Annotated in this window: 14 protein-coding genes; 9 read left to right on the top strand and 5 right to left on the bottom strand. The window is 62.9% G+C overall.

The window, feature by feature from the left end:
• Window positions 1-242: 242 nt before the first annotated feature.
• Window positions 243-914 (bottom strand): peptidase C39 family protein, encoded by a 672-nt coding sequence (locus tag IFT98_RS04810; protein ID WP_192047546.1) that lies wholly within the window; start codon window positions 912-914, stop codon window positions 243-245.
• A 213-nt stretch (window positions 915-1,127) separates the two neighbouring features.
• Here IFT98_RS04810 and IFT98_RS04805 point away from each other — a divergent pair, with 213 nt between their 5' ends.
• Window positions 1,128-1,313, top strand: a complete 186-nt coding sequence (locus IFT98_RS04805) for a hypothetical protein (protein WP_192047109.1) — start codon at window positions 1,128-1,130, stop codon at window positions 1,311-1,313.
• An 86-nt stretch (window positions 1,314-1,399) separates the two neighbouring features.
• Here IFT98_RS04805 and IFT98_RS04800 read toward each other — a convergent pair whose 3' ends face one another.
• Window positions 1,400-2,155 carry a TerC family protein gene (locus tag IFT98_RS04800; RefSeq protein ID WP_122715317.1) on the bottom strand — a complete coding sequence of 252 codons (756 nt, stop codon included), beginning with the start codon at window positions 2,153-2,155 and terminating at the stop codon, window positions 1,400-1,402.
• Between the two features lie 181 nt (window positions 2,156-2,336).
• Here IFT98_RS04800 and nhaR point away from each other — a divergent pair, with 181 nt between their 5' ends.
• The 3 genes from nhaR (at window position 2,337) to IFT98_RS04785 (ending at window position 7,385) form a co-directional block, all read left to right on the top strand.
• Window positions 2,337-3,239 (top strand): transcriptional activator NhaR, encoded by a 903-nt coding sequence (nhaR, locus tag IFT98_RS04795; protein WP_122478191.1) that lies wholly within the window; start codon window positions 2,337-2,339, stop codon window positions 3,237-3,239.
• Between the two features lie 94 nt (window positions 3,240-3,333).
• Window positions 3,334-4,575: a cytosine deaminase gene (gene codA, locus IFT98_RS04790; RefSeq protein WP_192047110.1), complete on the top strand. Its 1,242-nt coding sequence runs from the start codon at window positions 3,334-3,336 to the stop codon at window positions 4,573-4,575.
• A 155-nt stretch (window positions 4,576-4,730) separates the two neighbouring features.
• A complete protein-coding gene (locus tag IFT98_RS04785; protein ID WP_192047111.1) occupies window positions 4,731-7,385 on the top strand; it encodes a two-partner secretion domain-containing protein in 2,655 nt (884 codons plus the stop codon).
• A gap of 53 nt (window positions 7,386-7,438) precedes the next feature.
• Here IFT98_RS04785 and IFT98_RS04780 read toward each other — a convergent pair whose 3' ends face one another.
• Entirely contained in the window at window positions 7,439-8,146 is a 708-nt protein-coding gene (locus tag IFT98_RS04780) for a GntR family transcriptional regulator (RefSeq protein WP_122797679.1), read from the bottom strand.
• A 153-nt stretch (window positions 8,147-8,299) separates the two neighbouring features.
• On the opposite strand from IFT98_RS04780, the gene IFT98_RS04775 reads away from it, so the two are divergent.
• The 3 genes from IFT98_RS04775 (at window position 8,300) to hyi (ending at window position 11,802) form a co-directional block, all read left to right on the top strand.
• Window positions 8,300-9,511, top strand: a complete 1,212-nt coding sequence (locus IFT98_RS04775; RefSeq protein WP_192047112.1) for a pyridoxal-phosphate-dependent aminotransferase family protein — start codon at window positions 8,300-8,302, stop codon at window positions 9,509-9,511.
• 93 nt (window positions 9,512-9,604) lie between these two features.
• Complete coding sequence (locus tag IFT98_RS04770; protein WP_192047113.1) at window positions 9,605-10,891, top strand: MFS transporter; 1,287 nt, start codon at window positions 9,605-9,607, stop codon at window positions 10,889-10,891.
• A 128-nt stretch (window positions 10,892-11,019) separates the two neighbouring features.
• Window positions 11,020-11,802, top strand: a complete 783-nt coding sequence (gene hyi / locus IFT98_RS04765) for a hydroxypyruvate isomerase (RefSeq protein ID WP_192047114.1) — start codon at window positions 11,020-11,022, stop codon at window positions 11,800-11,802.
• An 11-nt stretch (window positions 11,803-11,813) separates the two neighbouring features.
• Here hyi and IFT98_RS04760 read toward each other — a convergent pair whose 3' ends face one another.
• Entirely contained in the window at window positions 11,814-13,490 is a 1,677-nt protein-coding gene (locus tag IFT98_RS04760) for an NAD-dependent malic enzyme (protein ID WP_192047115.1), read from the bottom strand.
• Between the two features lie 242 nt (window positions 13,491-13,732).
• On the opposite strand from IFT98_RS04760, the gene IFT98_RS04755 reads away from it, so the two are divergent.
• Window positions 13,733-16,087, top strand: a complete 2,355-nt coding sequence (locus tag IFT98_RS04755) for an FdhF/YdeP family oxidoreductase (protein WP_192047116.1) — start codon at window positions 13,733-13,735, stop codon at window positions 16,085-16,087.
• 248 nt (window positions 16,088-16,335) lie between these two features.
• Here the strand turns inward: IFT98_RS04755 and IFT98_RS04750 are convergent, their stop codons facing one another.
• The gene (locus IFT98_RS04750; RefSeq protein ID WP_122797685.1) at window positions 16,336-17,232 is read right to left on the bottom strand and encodes a LysR substrate-binding domain-containing protein; all 897 of its coding nucleotides are present in this window, start codon (window positions 17,230-17,232) and stop codon (window positions 16,336-16,338) included.
• A 227-nt stretch (window positions 17,233-17,459) separates the two neighbouring features.
• Between IFT98_RS04750 and IFT98_RS04745 the strand changes: the two genes are divergently transcribed.
• Complete coding sequence (locus IFT98_RS04745; protein ID WP_192047117.1) at window positions 17,460-18,512, top strand: extracellular solute-binding protein; 1,053 nt, start codon at window positions 17,460-17,462, stop codon at window positions 18,510-18,512.

Genomic DNA, 18,512 nt, shown 5'->3' with positions numbered 1-18,512 from the left:
ACGCGGCTCGCGCCGCTGCTACAGGCACCGCGATCCCCTGTAGCAGCGGCGCAAGCCGCGTCGGCGGTATAGGCGCTTTGCCTGTCACACCGCGGCGCCCTTTTCGCGGCCGATGACCGCTCCTACGGGTAACCCGCCACCCCATGTGGGAGCGGTCCGTGGCCGCGAAAGGGCCATCGAGATCCTTGCGGTACACCGCGGCGCCTTTCGCGGCCGATAACCGCTCCTACAGGGGAAGATATTCAGGAGCCGAGGGCTTTGCGGGCGCGGGCGGCGGCGGGTTCCTGGCCGGCGGCAGCGGTTTCGCGGGCTGCGTCCAGCCAGCGCTGGCGATCGACCTTGGCCGGCAGTTGGTTGGGCTGCTGTACCAGAATGGCCCAGGCGCCGGCGCTCTTCCACGCCGAATCGAAGCTGTCGAAATCCATCGGCAGCCGTCGGTTCATCCCCGAGCGCAACAGAACGTGCCGCTTGAATCGGTCATAACCCACCAACAGCGCATACCGCGGTTGCGACCAGAACGCCGAGCCTTCGCTGTAGCGCAGCAACACCGGGTTACCCGCCGCCACTTGAGTCAGCAACGCATTGAGCTGCGGATCAAGCGCATACACCAGCAAGCCATACTCGCGGGCTACCCGCGTGATGTTCTGCTGCAGTCGATCCGTTTCACCTGGCAATTTCAGAGCCGGATCAAGCAACCCGGGTGTAATGGTAATGCCTTGTTGCGAGAGCATGCTGGCCAGCACCATCGAGCCGCTTAGATTGGCGTTGCCCCGATAGAACGGTACACCGTTGAGCTCCACTCGGTCCGCCAGCCCTGGCAGTGCCGGCCCGTTGCTGCTGGCGCAACCCGTCAGGCTCGCTACCAGGCTGCAGACAACCAGTACCGTGGTCATGACGTTCGATTTCGGCAGCATGGTGTTCCCCAGATCCGGGGCGGCGCCCAACGTGCCGCCCGAACGGCCATCATAGATTTCCCGCAGCCAGCGCGATAGCGGCTGAATCACAGCCCGTTCCACAGCTGCGACCGACTCACGCAAATGACCTTTCGTCAATAGGTTGAAACGCGCACGGACCCTCAAGGTCATCTATTACGTGACCTAGAAGACGCGAAAGCAATGGAGGTAGTGATGAGCCTTGCAATGACAATCTTCGGCCTGATCGCTGGCTGGATGGCCGTGGCGGCCGCCATGCTCTGGGGGGTGCTGCGAATCGCTCGCCGCCACCAGCATTCTCAACCGCAGCCGCAGCCGCAAGTAACCAAGCGCTCTGTGCCCGCTGCACCCCGTCGTGCCGGGACGCCTCAGCACGTCTGACTCGCCGGTACACAACGTCGAGGCAGCCAAAAAACACAGGCGAAAAAAAAGGGGGCATCCATGCCCCCTCGCTTTGTCTGCCGCCTTTACACCTCGCGATTGGCCGCCAGCTTGCGCTGCTTGGACCTGCGCGACCACATGTTCAAGCCCTCGATCGTCGCCGAGAACGCCATCGCTGCGTAGATGTAGCCTTTAGGCACATGTGCACCGAAGCCTTCGGCGATCAGCGTCATGCCGATCATGATCAGGAAGCCCAGGGCCAGCATGACCACCGTTGGGTTGTCGTTGATGAACTTGGCCAAAGGTTCTGCAGCCACCAGCATCACGATGACGGCGCTGACCACGGCGATGATCATGATCGGCAAGTGCTCGGTCATGCCCACGGCGGTGATGATGCTGTCGATGGAGAACACCAGGTCGAGCACCAGGATCTGACCGATCGCCGAAGCGAAGCTCATGCTGACCTTGTCGCCGATCTTCGCTTCTTCCTGATCGACCGGGTCCACGGTGTGGTGGATTTCCTTGGTCGCTTTCCACAGCAGGAACAAGCCACCGGCGATCAGGATGACGTCCTTCCACGAGAACCAGTGATCCAGCACGGAGAAAACCGGCTCGGTCAGCTGGACGATGTAAGCCACGGTGCTTAGCAGGCCCAGGCGCAGGATCAGCGCCATGCTGATACCGATACGGCGTGCCTTGGCCTGAATTTCCTTGGGCAGCTTGTTGGTCAGAATCGAGATGAATATCAGGTTGTCGATGCCCAGCACGACTTCCATGATCACCAGGGTCACCAATGCCACCCAGGCGGTGGGGCTTGAAGCCAGTTCCAGTAGGTATTCCATGTATCGTTCCTGCCCTTATCACGGTTCGCTGAATGTCTGGAGAGGCTCGGCTGGTGCCGCGCACGCTAGCAAGCCCCAACTACTGGCTCTTTGCTAGCGAGCCATTCTAGAGACACGGACACCTCTGGAAAATTCGTATTTTTACCAGTTACACTTCGGTTTTTACGAAGTGTAGGTCGCCGTGCTCAATTATCGTCAGCTTCACTATTTCTGGGTCGTTGCGCGCACTGGAAGCATCGTGCGTGCCAGTGAGCAACTCAACCTCACCGCACAAACCATTAGCGGTCAGATCAGCCTGCTTGAAGAAACGTTCTGTGTGAAATTGTTTCGGCGTGTTGGCAGGCACCTGGAGCTGACCGAGGCTGGCCGCCAGGCCCTGCCCTATGCCGAGCGCATGTTTCAGATTGGCGGAGAACTGGAGGCGGTGCTGCGGACCCAACCCGATGAGGAACAGATCCCTTTTCGGGTGGGCGTGGCGGATGTGGTACCCAAGTCGATCGTCTATCGGCTGATTGCACCGACCATGGAACTGAGCGAACCGCTGCGCATTACCTGCCGCGAAGACAAGTTGGAACGGCTGCTGGCCGACCTGGCGATCCAGCGTCTGGACATGGTCATCTCCGACAGTCCGATGCCATCACACCTGGACATCAAAGGCTACAGCCAGAAGCTGGGCGAGTGCGGCATCAGCTTCTTCGCCACCGAGCAGTTGGCCGCGCGCCATGGTGGTGACTTCCCGCAATGCCTGCACGGCGCACCGCTGCTCATTCCCGGTCAGGAGAGCGTGCTGCGCAGTCGGCTGATGCGCTGGTTCGGCGATCAGGGCCTGCTGCCGCGGGTGGTCGGCGAGTTCGACGACAGTGCGTTGATGCAGGCCTTCGGGCAGTCGGGCAGCGGCATCTTCATCGCGCCCAGTGTCATTGCCGATGAAATCATGACCCAGTACCAGGTGCGGCTGATCGGGCAGACAGAAGCCGTCACCGAGTCGTTCTACGTGATTTCGGTGGAGCGCAAGGTCAAGCATCCCGGCATCGTGGCCATCACCGAAGGTGCACGCCGCGAGCTGTTCACGGCGCCTGCGTGACCGCCGCCCGCGGACCGCGCCGCAGTTTTTTTCCGGGGGCCGGCGGACAACTATGGCAACATTGGTCATCGGCTTTTACACAAAGGGTGCCCCCATGAAGATCATCAACGCCAGGTTGCGCAAGACCGAGGGCCTGCACACCGTCACGTGCACCGGTGCCCGCATTGCAGCGGTCCAGGCTCAGACCGACAAGGTCCTGGCGCAGGGCGATGACATCGACGCGCAGGGGCAGTTGTTGATAGCGCCGCTGGTCGAGCCGCACATTCACCTCGATGCCACCCTCACGGCCGGCGATCCGCAATGGAACATGAGCGGCACGCTGTTCGAAGGCATCGAACGCTGGGGTCAACGCAAGGCGAGCATCACCCACGAAGACACCAAGCAGCGCGCCCTGACCACCATCGGCATGCTCGCCGAACACGGCATCCAGCACGTGCGCACGCACATCGATGTGACTGACCCGACCCTGGGTGCGCTCAAGGCCATGCTCGAAGTGCGCGAGGAAGCACGCCACCTGATCGATCTGCAGATAGTGGCGTTTCCCCAGGAAGGGATCGAGTCCTACCCTGACGGGCGCCAACTGATGGAACGCGCGGTGGCCATGGGGGCCGATGTGGTGGGTGGAATTCCGCACTTCGAGAACACTCGAGAGCAGGGTGTCAGCTCGATCAGCTTCCTCATGGACCTGGCCGAGCGCACCGGTTGCCTGGTGGACGTGCATTGCGACGAGACCGATGATCCGCATTCACGGTTTCTCGAAGTGCTTGCCGAACAAGCCCGTGTGCGTGGCATGGGCAGCCGGGTAACGGCCAGCCACACTACCGCGATGGGCTCCTACGACAACGCCTATTGCTCGAAACTGTTCCGCCTGCTCAAGCAGTCGGGGATCAGCTTCGTTTCCTGCCCCACCGAAAGCATTCACCTGCAGGGACGTTTCGATACCTTTCCCAAGCGCCGCGGCGTGACCCGCGTAGCCGAGCTGGATCGAGCAGGCATGAATGTCTGCTTCGGCCAGGACTCCATCAAGGACCCGTGGTACCCGCTGGGCAACGGCAATATCCTGCGGGTGCTGGACGCCGGCCTGCACATCTGCCACATGATGGGCTTCGAAGACCTGCAGCGCTCGCTCGACCTGGTCACCGACAACAGCGCCCGCGCACTGAACCTGGGCGAGCGCTACGGCATCGCCGCAGGCCGCCCGGCCAACATGGTGATCCTGGGGGCTGAAAACGACTACGAAGCCGTGCGTCAGCAGGCCAAGGCGCGGGTATCGATTCGCGGCGGGCGGGTACTGATGAGGCGGATACCGGAGCGGGTGGAGTTCAACGCCGGCTGAAGCAACGACGGCCTCTGCAATCTGACAGACACGTCCTACAAACAAGGATCATTCCTGCACTCACTGCCATGCCTCGCTCCTCTCTAGAGTGGCCGCGGGCGGATTCGTCCCGCCGCTTTGCCAACATTCCATAGCCCCCAGAGAGGAGCATCATCATGCAACCAGTCGCGCTCAACCGCCACGCCTTCGCCCGGCACACGCTTGGGCTGGCCGTCTCGGCCGTCCTGCTCGCCACACTCAATCCTGTCTCGGCCGATGAGCTGTTGGCGGTCGATGGACCGATGGGCACCGCCATCGTCGACGTTCAGGCGCAGGTGCCGATCGTCGGTATCGTCGCGCCGAATGCGCAAGGCCTTTCCCATAACCGCTGGCAGGACTACAACGTCGGTACCGCTGGCCTGGTGTTGAACAACAGCCTGTCTGCAGGCCAGGCGCAGATCGGCGGTGTCACCCTCGATGTCGATAGCAACGCGCAGTTCAGTGACAGGGCCGCCAGCGTCATTCTCAACGAGGTCGTAGGCAGTCGGGGCTCTACTGTCGCCGGCGAGCAGGTCATCTTTGGCCAGGCTGCCGATTACGTGTTGAGCAACCCCAACGGCATCGTGCTCAACGGTGCGCGCCTGGCCCTGGAGCAGGCCAATACCGCAACGTTCGCAGTGGCCACTGCCGAACTCGGGGATGGCCGTATCCAGTCCTACGACACGCGCGCGGCGCAACCGGGCCTGGTAGTCGGCCAGGACGGCGTGGATGGCGGAGCAGGTTCCGTGCAGTTGATCGCCCCCTCCCTGCAGACCTACGGCGAGCTGACTGCGGGGAGAGATTTGAGCCTGTTGCTCGGTCGCCAGCGGCTCGATGCGCAGACCCTGACAGCCAGCGACATCACACAAGCCCCCACGGCAGTCGACGCCAGCCTGCTCGGTGCCATGCACGCGAGGCGCATCAAGATCATCAGCACCCACGCCGGTGCCGGCGTGAACATGGGCGTCAGCCGACTGCGCGCCGCTCAGGGCATCGAAATCACCTCGGCCGGAGCACTGACGATGAGTTCCGCCGTCATGCGCGATGGGCAGCACGCGCAGGCCTCGATCGACGCCGGTACCGCAGACCTGCGGCTTGCGTCTTCCGGCGACATGATCTTGACGTCGCTTGCACTGAGCGGACAGCTGATTGACGCTCGCGCCGGTGGCCGCTTGACGTTCGACGCGTTGAGCAACCAGACCCTGGTGCGGCGACAGGCAACTGCCGACGACCAGTGGTTCACCCTGGCACCCGGCGAATTGGACGCGCGGATCGAGGAACGCGCCCTGCGCCATGTCGGCAACAGCGTCATGTCCACGAGCACGGTCAGACTCGATGGCAACGGTATCGAGATGGCGGCGACCCGTATCGAAGGTCCGGAGTTCGTGGGCATGTACACGGTACGCGGAGGACTCAAAGCCGGAGCGAAGGTGGACAAGAGCTGGCGTACGGTTCGACTGGGCTCCTCGGATGCCCCCGAAGACAGCGCCTCTACCTACGTCGAACGTGCGCAGTCCACCCATATCCAGGGCGGTTCCATCGCCCTGCCCAGCGCCAAGCTGACCGGCGCCTGGATTGACGGGGCTCAGTCCGTGAGTATCAGCGGGTTTGGCGAAACGGATATCAGCGGGCTGGATCTCAAGCGCACGTCCACCCAGGGTAGCGGCGTGCGCCGTGTCACTCTGTCCGGCAGCCGCGCGCACGAGGCCTATCGAGAAGACGTCTATCAGCAGCAAGCCCAAATAAACGCACGCGACGGCGATTTGTCCATAGGCGGCGAAGGCATCCGTATCAGTGCCGCCAGGCTCGCCGGTGCGAAAGTGAGCGTGGACAGCCAAGGGGACCTGGTCATTGTCGGTTCCAGCAAGAGCGTGCATCTGGAAGGTGCGCGTCCGGGTGCCGATGAGGTGCTGCGCAGCTTCGAACGCACGTCGCAAGGCAACGCGTCGACGGTGGTGACGGCGCGCGACACGCTTTCGTTACGTGCACGCGGCTCCCGGTTCAGAGCTGGCAATATCACCGTCGCCGGTTCGCACCTTTCGGCCAACCAGGCGGTGAATATCGACGCTCACAGCAACCTGTGGATCAGCGGCATGGTCGAGCAGGAAAGTTTCAAGCTGAGCGGGCCGCAGTGGGGTCCGGTGCCAGGTGAGCTGCAGGACGTCCGCTGGAGCAACGCAGGGTTCCGCGAGTCGCAGGCGCGCAGCAGCATCGCTGGAGACTCTGTGCGGCTGACGGCAGGCGACATGCTCGACGTGGCCGGCGCGGCGCTTGACAGCCACGGAGATATCAAGCTTGCAGCCAGCGATATCCAGCTGACCGGTAGCCTGGAAGCCATGGGTCTACGTAACGAGGCCGTGTGGCTGGACAACGACCTGCCCGGGCATCACTTCGTGGCGGCCGACGATGAAGAGCGTGCACGAATCACTGACCGTATCCATAACGGATTTTCAATGAAGGCAGGAGGCGACATCGGCATTTCGGCGCAGAGGCTGGCCACCCATGCGGCTTCGGTGACCGCTGCGGGGCAATTGACGATTTCAGACAACCTGGCGTTTTTCAAGGATACCCCCGTGGACGAGGGTGATGCGATACGCCGCCATTACCACGGCCATGTCTTTGCGCAGCAATCGAGCTGGGGGGCTCTGGCGGGAGTGCCGCTCGCCGCCTTGGACGTATCTCTGGGGGCCAGCAAAGGCACCACCCTTGAGTCATCGTTCGTGGCCGGTGGTGTCGGCGTCGATACCGCCCAGCGGGTCAAGGATATGAACATTCCGCTGACACTGCGCTGACCGACGCGTTCGACCTGTCACACCGCGTGGGCCGCCGGCGCGGTGTGTCTGGATCAGGGGCGGTCGCTGTTCTGCACCAGCAACATGATCGCATCACGCTTTTCCAGCAGATGCTGGCGCAGGATCGCGCTCAGGCGCTTGCCATCGCGGGCCTGAAGGGCCTCGATCATCTGTTCATGATCATGCAGCGCCCTATCCCACTTCGGCGCCTGCTGGTTGGACAGGAAACGCAGCGCCTGCAGGCGGCGGTTCACCGTGAGATACATCTGGCGCAGTGCCGAATTGCGCGAAGCCAGGTTGATCAAGTCATGGATGGCGCGGTTGCGCTGGTAGTAGCCCACCAGATCATGCTGACTCTTGCTCACCACCATGGCGTTGTGCAAAGCCTTGATCTGGTCCAGCTCCGCTTCGGTGATGCGCTCGCATGCCAGTTCGCCGGCAAAGGCTTCCAGACCACTCATCAACTCGAACGCTTCGCGAATTTCCAGCTCGCTCATGCGCGCCACGCTGGCACCGCGGTTGGGATTGATCTCTATCAAGCCCTCCCCGGCCAGCACCTTCAATGCCTCGCGCAGCGGGGTGCGGGAAATACCCAGCGTCTCGCACAATTCGCGCTCGTTCAGCTTGGTCCCGGGCGGCAGCACCCCTTCGGTGATGAACCCACGCAGGTGCTCTACCACGGTGTCGTGCAGGCGCTGCCGTTCGAGCCGTGGCAACTGCAGCGCGGGCGTGGCCGGGGCGGCCATTGACGAAGACTGCATGCAAACTCCTTGTATCAATGGGTTAACGCGAGCTCTTCTTATTCTAAAAAGCGCGAATCTGAGCCGATATTAGCGCAATTCAGTGGTTTGACACAGCGGGCCCAACTGCTAATGTAATTTTGCATTCAAAATACAACAACAAAGGGTTCACCCATGCTCAAGCTCGACTTCCATCCTGCCGGCCGCCATTTTCTGCAGATCCCCGGCCCCAGCCCGGTGCCCGATCGCATCCTGCGCGCCATGAGCTACCCGACCATCGATCACCGTGGCCCCGAGTTCGCTGAACTGGGCCTCAAGGTGCTCGAAGGCATTCAGCAGATCTTCAAGACCCGCCACCCCGTGATCATCTACCCCGCTTCAGGCACCGGTGCGTGGGAAGCGGCACTGTGCAACACGTTGAGCGCAGGCGATGAGGTGCTGATGTTCGAAACGGGCCATTTCGCCAGCCTCTGGCAGAAGATGGCCATCAGCCTGGGGCTCAAGCCCGAATTCATCGGCCTGCCAGGCATCGAAGGCTGGCGCGGTGGCGTGCGCGCAGACATGATCCAGGCGCGCCTGGAGCAGGATAGCGAGCACCGGATCAAGGCCGTGTGCGTGGTGCACAACGAAACCAGCACCGGGGTGACCTCCGACATTCCCGCCGTGCGCCGGGCCATCGATGCCGCCGGGCACCCTGCCCTGTTGCTGGTGGACACCATCTCCGGGCTTGCCTCGGCTGATTACCGCCATGACGAATGGGGCGTGGACGTGACCATCTCCGGCTCGCAGAAAGGCCTCATGCTGCCGCCCGGTATCAGCTTCAACGCACTGTCGCCCAAGGCCATCGAGGCCAGCCAGCGCGGCGGCCTGCCGCGCAGCTTCTGGGCGTGGGATGACATCATCGAGATGAACAAGACCGGCTACTGGCCCTACACCCCCAACACCAACCTGCTCTATGGGCTCTCCGAAGCGCTGGACATGATCCTCGGCGAAGGCCTGGACAACGTCTTCGCCCGCCATCAGCGCCTGGCTCAAGCCTGTCGCACTGCCGTGCAGGCCTGGGGCCTGCCCATCCAGTGCGCCGACCCCAGCGTCTACAGCCCCGTGCTCACGGGTGTGATGACGCCCGAAGGCGTCGACGCCGACCAGGTGCGCAAAACCATCTACGAACGCTTCGACATGTCGCTGGGTACCGGCCTGGGCAAACTCAAGGGGCGCATGTTCCGTATTGGTCATTTGGGCGACTGTAACGACCTGACCCTCATGGCCACCCTGAGCGGTTGCGAAATGGGCCTGCAGATGGCCGGAGTGAAACTGGACGCCAGCGGCGTGCTGGCCGCGATGGATTACCTGGGCGGACAGCACGTGCCCCTGCGCCGCGAGTGAAACCAACGGCGCTGCCTCTGGCCGCGCCCGATGCGACTGACTATCCCGACTCAACGCCCGTAGGCGTAAACAATAAGAAACTGGAGATAGAACATGAAGCGGTTATATCTGCGCCCTACTACCATGGTGCTGGTCATGCTGTGCGCCATGTATTTCATCACGTACCTGGACCGGGTCAACGTCAGCACCGCCGCGGTCGGTTTCGGCAAGGAGTTCAACCTCACCAAAACCGAGATCGGCATCGTCTTCTCGGCCTTCGCTTATCCCTACCTGGTGTTCCAGATCATCGGCGGCTGGGTCAGTGACCGTTTCGGCGCCAAACGCACCCTGGTGGTGTGCGGACTGATCTGGGCCAGCGCCACGGTGCTCACCGGCATGGCCGGCGGGTTCGTCTCGCTGATCGTGGCGCGGGTGTTGCTGGGGCTGGGCGAAGGCGCCACCTTCCCCGCCGCCACTGCGGCCATGTCGCGCTGGGTCGGCAAGGAGAACCGCGGCTTCGCTCAAGGCATCACCCATGCTTTTGCCCGCCTGGGCAACGCGCTGGCGCCGGCGGCGATGGTTGCGGTGATGGCGACCTATGGCTGGCGCGAGTCGTTCTATGTGTGTGCCGGCATCAGTTTCGTCTGGGTCGCGCTGTGGGCATTGGTGTTCACCGAGCAACCCAAGGATCACCCGCGCATCACCCAGCAGGAGCTCGATGCCCTGCCCCCACCCAAGCCCAAGAACACCATCAAGCTGCCTTGGGGGAGATTGTTCCGGCGCATGGCCCCGGTCACCATCGTCTACTTCTGCTACGGCTGGACCCTGTGGCTGCTGTTGAGCTGGGTCCCGATGTACTTCATGAACATGGGCCTGGACCTGAAAAGCACGGCCATATTCGCCTCGACCGTATTCTTCGGTGGCGTGGTCGGCGACACCCTGGGCGGCATCGTCAGTGATCGCATCTACAAGCGCACCGGCAACTTGAACCGGGCGCGCAGCCTGATGGTTGCGATCTGCCTGTCGTTGACCCTGGTGGCCCTGCTGCCACTGATGTTCACCCACGACATGTACGTTTCGCTGGCTTGCCTGGCCATCGCGTTCTTCTTCTCGGAGATGACCATCGGGCCGATGTGGGCGATTCCCATGGACATCGCTCCGGACCATTGCGGCACCGCCAGTGGCATGATGAACACCGGATCGGCCATGGCCGCGATCATCAGCCCGGTGGCCGCAGGACTGCTGATCGACAAGTTCGGCAACTGGCAGCTGCCGTTCATGGTCAGCATCGTGCTGTTGGCCATTGGCGTGGTGCTGTCGTTCCGCATGCGCCCACAGAATCGCTTCGTCTATGAGCTTCCGACATCTGCCGCGCCGGTGGCTATTGCGGTGCCCAAGTGACCTCTGGCGCAATGACATCAGGCGCGAAACAATCCTGAGCAAGGAGTACGATAACCAAGATCGGTAAGGCGGCGGGCCAGCCTGGATGGCTTGCCCGTCGCCATGCCTCCTGCCTGGAGAAGCCCGCCATGCCTCGTTTGTGTGCCAACCTTTCGATGCTGTTCACCGAACATCAATTCCTGCAACGCTTTGCCCACGCCGCCAAGGCCGGGTTCAGGGGTGTGGAATTTCTCTTTCCCTACGACTTCGACAGCGCCGAGATCAAGGCGCGACTGCAGCAGCACGGCCTGACCCAGGTATTGTTCAACCTGCCGCCCGGCGATTGGGATAGCGGCGAGCGCGGGATCGCTTGCCTGCCGGACCGCCGCGAGGAGTTTCGCGCCGGCGTGGCCACGGCCATCGAGTATGCCAAGGTGCTGGGCAATACCCGGATCAACTGCCTGGCCGGTATCGCTCCACCGGGCAGCGATCCGCAGCAGGTGCAACGGACCCTCGTCGACAATCTGCGCTACGCCAGCGAAGCGCTGGCGAATCACGGCATTCGCCTGGTGATGGAGATGATCAACACCCGCGACATGCCCGGCTTCTACCTGAACGGCACACAGCAAGCATTGGCGATCCGCGAACAGGTGGGCCACGACAATCTGTTTCTGCAGTACGACATCTATCATATGCAGGTGATGGAGGGGGATCTGGCGCGCACGCTGCAGGCGCACCTGCATGCTATAGGTCACGTGCAACTGGCGGACAACCCCGGCCGCCACGAACCCGGCACCGGGGAAATCAATTTCCGTTTCCTGTTCCAGCACCTGGACCGGATCGGCTACCAGGGCTGGGTCGGTTGCGAGTACAAACCGTTGAATGGCACCGAGGCCGGGCTGGGCTGGATGAAGAGCCACAACCTGGCCTGAGCTGCGGCGCGCTACAGAGGCTGGCGTTCGTAGGCGCGGTATTCCGGCTTCCAGAAATGCACGTCGATTGCCTCGCGCAACGCGGCCTCATCCATCGGCGCGGCCACACCGTCCTTCTGCGCCGCCAAGCCTACCGCCAGGGCGATGCGTTTGCTGACCGCCTGCACGTCGCGCAAGGGTGGCAACATCTGTCCCGCCGCCGCGCTGTCGGCCAGCGCTTGTGCCGAAGCCATGAGCATGCCGTCGGTAATGCGCGTGGCCCGGCTGGCAATGGCACCCAGTCCCACACCGGGGAAGATGTAGGAGTTGTTGCATTGAGCGATCGGGAAGGTACGGCCCAGCACTTCGATCGGCAGGAACGGACTGCCGGTGGCCACCAGCGCATTGCCTTCGGTCCACTGCAGGATGTCCTTGGGGTGAGCTTCGATCTGTGAGGTGGGGTTGGACAACGGCATGACGATCGGCGCGGGGCAATGCTGGTACAGGGTCTTCACCACCTCTTCGGTGAACAGCCCGGCTTTGCCGGAAACGCCGATCAGCACACTCGGCCTGGCGTTGCTCACCACCTCCAGCAGGGTGGGCCACTGCCCGGCGAACGACCACGAGCTCAGTGTCCCGCTGTCGTGGGCCAGGCGTTGCTGGAAGTCGTACAGGTCGGGCTGGCGGTCGGTCAGCAGGCCCTTGCTGTTGAGCAGATAGACACGGCTGCGCGCCTCCTTGTCGCTCAACCCTTCCAGCTGCATGGCAGTGATGATCTGCTCGGCGATGCCACACCCGGCGGAACCGGCGCCGACGAATGCCACGGTCTGCTCGGAAAGCTTCTGGCCCTTGACCTTGCACGCGGCCAGCAACGTGCCCACGGTGACGGCGGCGGTACCCTGGATATCGTCGTTGAAGCAGCACAGCTGGTCGCGGAAGCGTTCGAGCAGTGGCATGGCATTGCTCAGGGCGAAATCCTCGAACTGCAGGATCGCCTCCGGCCAGCGCCGCTGCACGCCCTCGACGAACGCCTGCACGAAGGCTTCGTAGCGTTCACCGCGCACGCGCTCTTCGCGGCGGCCGAAATAAAGCGGGTCGGCAAGTCGCTCGGGGTTGTTGGTGCCCACGTCGAGCACCACCGGCAGGGTGTAGGCCGGGCTGATGCCACCGCAAGCGGTGTACAGCGACAGCTTGCCGATGGGAATGCCCATGCCGCCTACGCCCTGGTCGCCCAGGCCGAGGATTCGCTCGCAGTCACTGACGACGATGACTTTGACGTTGTCCTTGGTCACGTTGTTGAGGATTTCGTCCATGCGCTCGACATCGTCGATGCTGATGAACAGGCCGCGATGGCTGCGGTAGATGCGCGAGAATTCCTGACAGGCCTTGCCGACCGTGGGTGTATAGATGATCGGCAGCATCTCGTCGATGTGGTCGTCGACCAGGCGGTAGAACAGCGTCTCGTTGGAATCCTGGATCGAGCGCAGCAGTACGTGACGTTCGAGGTCGGTCGAGCATGCCTGGAACTGGTGGTAGGCCCGCGCGCATTGCTGGTCGATGGTCTCGATCTGCTGGGGCAACAAGCCTTGCAAGTGCAAGGTGTCGCGCTCCTGTGCGGTGAAGGCGGTGCCCTTGTTCAGCAACGGCGTGGCAAGCAGTGCCGGGCCGGTGAACGGGACCTTGATCGGGCGTTTGGCGGAGCTGGTCATGCTGTCTCTCCCTTGCTTTTTGTATTTTGCATTCAAAATAGACGCCTTTGCCAAAGGGTGCCATCGGTTTTAGCGCAATCGCCGCCGTGGCGCCAGCACCGGCAGAGGGTTGATGCCGGTCGACGTGTGCGAGAACGGTCTGCAGCCAGCGCCGCGCAAAGCTCTTCGAACCTTTGCCGATCACGGGCCGTCGTAAATGCAGGCCTCATGCACCGAGGCATCCGCACCCGAGGAACGAGACCATGCAGATCATTCATCCCAAAGCGCGCTATCAACCCTACACCTCGTCTTCCGGAGGCTGGGGATCGGCGTTTTCGGTGATGAATATCCTCTGGCGCCAGCAAGCCCTGGGCAAGGGCCCTGCTGCGCTGTTGCGACAAAACAAGCCCGACGGTTTCGCCTGCGTCAGCTGCGCCTGGGCGAAGCCGGGCAATCCTCATGCCTTGGAATTCTGCGAAAACGGCGCCAAAGCGACCGCCTGGGAGCTGACCGCGCTGCGCACCGGTCCCGAGCTGTTTGCCAAGCATAGCCTCAGCGAGCTGCGCACCTGGAGCGACTATGAACTTGAGCGCAACGGGCGCCTGACTCATCCGATGCGTTACGAGGCGGCCAGTGATCGTTATGTGACCACCACGTGGGAAGAAGCCTACCAGGGCATCGGCGAGCAACTGCGTGGGCTGGAGCCGGACAGCGTAGTGTTCTATGCCTCCGGACGGGCCTCGCTGGAAACCTCGTTCATGTACCAGTTGCTGGCCCGCGCCTATGGCACCAACAACCTGCCAGACAGCTCGAACATGTGCCACGAAAGCACGTCGGTGGGCCTGCAGGAAAGCATCGGGGTGCCGGTCGGAACAGTGAACCTGAAGGATTTCGAGCTGACCGACTGCATCTTTTTCTTCGGGCAGAACGTGGGCAGCAATAGCCCGCGCATGCTCCATCCACTGCAGGAGGCGCGCAAGCGCCAGGTGCCGATCATCAGTTTCAACCCGCTGCGCGAGCGCGGTCTGGAACGTTTCGTCAATCCGCAATCGCCGGTGGAAATGCTCGGCCCCGATTCCACGGTGATCAGCACGCAGTATCACCAGGTGGCCATCGGTGGTGACACGGCGGCGGTGATGGGTATCGCCAAGGCCCTGCTGGCGATGGACCGCGCGGCGCGTGCCGACGGCCGGCCGGCGGTGATCGACCATGATTTCATCGCCGAGCACACCGAGGGCGTCGATGAATTCCTGGCCCAGGTAGACCAGCACGAATGGGCCGCGCTGGAACAGCGCAGCGGCCTGGATCGCGCGGCGCTGGAGGCCGCTGCCACTGTGTATGCGCGCAGCAACCGGGTGATGATCATCTATGGCATGGGGCTGACCCAGCATCGCCATGGCGTGCAGAACGTGCAGATGCTGGTCAACCTGCTGTTGTTGCGCGGCAACATCGGCAAGCCCGGTGCCGGTATCTGCCCGGTGCGCGGGCACTCCAACGTGCAGGGCCAGCGCACCGTGGGCATCACCGAGGATCCAGCCAAGGTTCCGGTCGACAAGATCGAGTCGCTGTTCGGCATACAGGTCCCGAAGCACAAGGGCATGGCCACAGTGGATGCCTGCGAGGGCATCGTGGCCGGTACGGTCAAGGGATTCATCGGCCTGGGCGGCAACTTTCTACGCGCGGTGCCGGACACCCAACGTATGGAGCCGGCTTGGGCTGGGCTGACCCTGAACGTACAGATCGCCACCAAGCTCAATCGCACGCACCTGTTCCCAGGCCAGCATGGCTGGCTGCTGCCGTGCCTGGGGCGCATCGAGCGCGACGTGCAGGACGGTCGTCGCCAGGTCTACACCACCGAGGACAGCACCGGCTGCATCCGCGCCTGGGAAGGTCGCGCGGAGCCTGCCAGCGAGCACTTGCGCGCGGAGTTGGCGATCATCGCCGGCCTGGCCCAGGCGACGTTGAATGGCAGTGAGCAGATTCCCTGGGAGTTGTGGCGCCAGGATTACGCACGGGTGCGCGAAGCCATCGCGCAGATCTATCCGGACATCTTTCACGACATGGAAACGCGGATGTGGGAGCCCGGTGGTTTCCATCGGCCACTGGGCGCTTGCGAGCGTCAGTGGACCACGCCCTCGGGCAAGGCGCAGTTCGTCACTGCCAAGACGCTCGACGAGGACGACGACGTCTCGCAGAACGCCGGACAGCGCGATGTGCTGCAACTGATGACGCTGCGCAGCAACGATCAGTTCAACACCACGGTGTATGGCTACGAGGACCGTTTTCGCGGGGTCAAAGGCACGCGCAGTGTGATCTTCCTGAACCGCAACGACATCGTCCGACTGGGTTTCAATCCAGGCGACTGGGTCACGATTCGTACCGCCATCGAGCCACAGGTGCGCCGCGAGGTAGGGCCACTGCAGATCATCGCCTACGATATTCCGATCAACTGCGCGGGCGCCTACTACCCCGAATGCAATGCATTGGTGCCCTTGTGGCATTACGCGAGCAAGAGCAAGGTGCCCGCCGCCAAGTCGATCCCGGTGACCCTGCACAAAGCCCAGGCCGGTACCGAAGACATGGCCCACGCTATTCCATTGGCCGACCAGGTTATCTAGCACCCTGTAGGAGCGGTCAGCGGCCGCGAAAGGGACACCGCGGAGTGCCTGATGCACCGCGGCGCCCGATTCGCGGCCACGGACCGCTCCCACAGTTTGTCCGCGTACGCCCCTGCCACAGGAAATCCCGGTATCCCTGTGGGAGCGGTCAGCGGCCGCGAAAGGGACACCGCGGATTGCCTGACACACCGCGGTGCGATTCGCGGGCAGAGCCCGCTCCCACAGACAACCGCGGACCTGCAGGTGGGCTACGGGGATGTGGTGAGGTGTTGGTAATGGGCCTTGAGGGTGTCGATGAAATCCTCGGCCAACAGGGTGCGGTTCTGCGCATGGGGCCAGATCACGTAAGTCGGCAAGGGAATATCCGGGCGGAAGGGTCGAACCACGATCTGGCGGTGCAGGTAATCCCTGGCCACCAGCGGGTGAGCCAGGGTTATGCCCATGCCGTGCGCAACCATTTCGCAATTGATCGCGCTGTATTGCGCTTCCAGGGCCATGACTCGCTCCACACCGGCCTGTTCGAACAGCCCGTCGACCAGCGCCCGCGTGCCGTCTCCGTGGCACAGCGACACGAACGGCTGCCCCTGCAGGTCCGCGAAGGTGATGCTCTGGCGCTCTGCCAGGGGATGCGCCGCCGGCAACACGCAGACGGCGGCCATCTCGGCCAGCAACTCGACCTGATGATTCGCCACATCGCCCGGATGCACCACGATGCCAATGTCGCAGAACTGCGATTTCACCCACTGTTCAACGGTGGGCGACGAGTTCACGTGCAACGAGACGGTCAGCTCCGGACGGGTCGACGTGAACGTCTTGAGCACCTCGGGAATCACGCTCATGCCCGTCGACGGCACGGCCGCCACACGCAGGCGCCCGGTGCCGAGATTGCGGATGTTCTTCGCCGAATGCTTGAGGCTGTCGAGCCCGACGAACGCGCGCTCGACCTCCTGAAAGAACGCGCGGCCCTCCTGCGTCGGGATCAATCGCACCCCTGCGCGCTTGAACAGGCTCAGCCCGGTGCTCAGCTCGAGTTGGGCGATCAGCCGACTGACATTGGGCTGCGAGGTGTACAGGACGTCGGCCGCCGCGGTCATCGAGCCCATGCGCATCACACTGCGGAACGCTTCGATCTGCCTCAGGTTCACTGACGCCTCCATATCAAATATGCATGACTAGACCCGATATCCGTATTTGACCATATACCGTCACGCTCGCAATACTCAAGTCCAGCAGCACATACACATAGCGCACACCAAGATGCGTTACCCGGCGCCGCCCATGGCCGGGAGCATGCACAGCGCATGCGTGGCCCCGGTTCGCCGGAGCGACCGACGCATTGTTCGATCTGCCCCCTGCACTTCGGAGATAGTCTGTGAATAGCCAACAACCGTCCTTTCGCCTCACTTCCCTGCGCGTCGCCCTCGCTTTCGCCGCTCTGAGCGGCGCCAGCGCCCACGCCGCCCCGACCCTCTACGTTGCTGGTGTCGGCGGCTCCACCGAGCAGATGTACAAGAGCAAGATCATTCCCGCCTTCGAGAAGCTGCACGACGTCAAAGTGGTCTACGTCGCCGGTAACTCCACTGAAACCCTGGCCAAGCTGCAGGCTCAGAAGGGTCGCCAGCAGATCAACGTCGCCATGATGGATGACGGCCCCATGTACCAGGCACTCCAGCAGGGCCTGTGCGGCGAGCTCAGCGATGCGCCGGTGTACAAGGACCTCTACCCGCTGGCTCGCCTCAGCCCGCAGGCCACCGGTATCGGCATGGTCGCTACCGGAATCGGCTACAACGAAGAAGCCTTCAAGAAGCGCGGCTGGGACGCCCCCGACTCCTGGGAAGACCTGGCCGACCCACGCTACAAGCAACTGCTCGGCATGCCCCCGGTGACCAACACCTACGGCCTGCACACACTTGTGGAAATGGCGCGCCTGCGCGGCGGCAGCGAAAAGAACATCGACCCCGGCTTCAAGGCGCTCAAGGACGAGATCGGTCCGAACGTGCTGGCCTGGGTGTCGGCGCCAGGGGAAATGGACGGCATGATGCAGAACGGCGACGTGGTCATGGCGGTCTACGGCAGCGGTCGCGCGGTGGCGTTGCAGGGTACCGGTTTCCCGCTCAAGTTCATCTACCCGAAGGAAGGTGGTGTGGCCTTGCAACTGGCCGCCTGCGGGGTGACACCCAACGCCCAGCCGGAACTGTCACAGACGTTCATCCAGTACGTGCTGTCGCCCGAAGTGCAAACCATCCAGGCCCACGAGAACGGTTTTGCGCCAGTCAACAAGACCGTCGAGCTGAGCCCGGAGATCGCCGCGCGCATGCCCTATGGGCCGGACAAAGTCAGTGCGCTGATCAAAGTCGACTGGGAGACCATCAACCAGCAGCGCAGTGAGTGGACCACGCGCTGGAACCGTACCGTCGAGCGCTGA

Origin of the sequence: Pseudomonas sp. CFBP 8770 (assembly GCF_014841705.1) — a bacterium.
Lineage (GTDB): Bacteria > Pseudomonadota > Gammaproteobacteria > Pseudomonadales > Pseudomonadaceae > Aquipseudomonas.
This window is presented reverse-complemented; position numbering and strand designations above follow the sequence as displayed.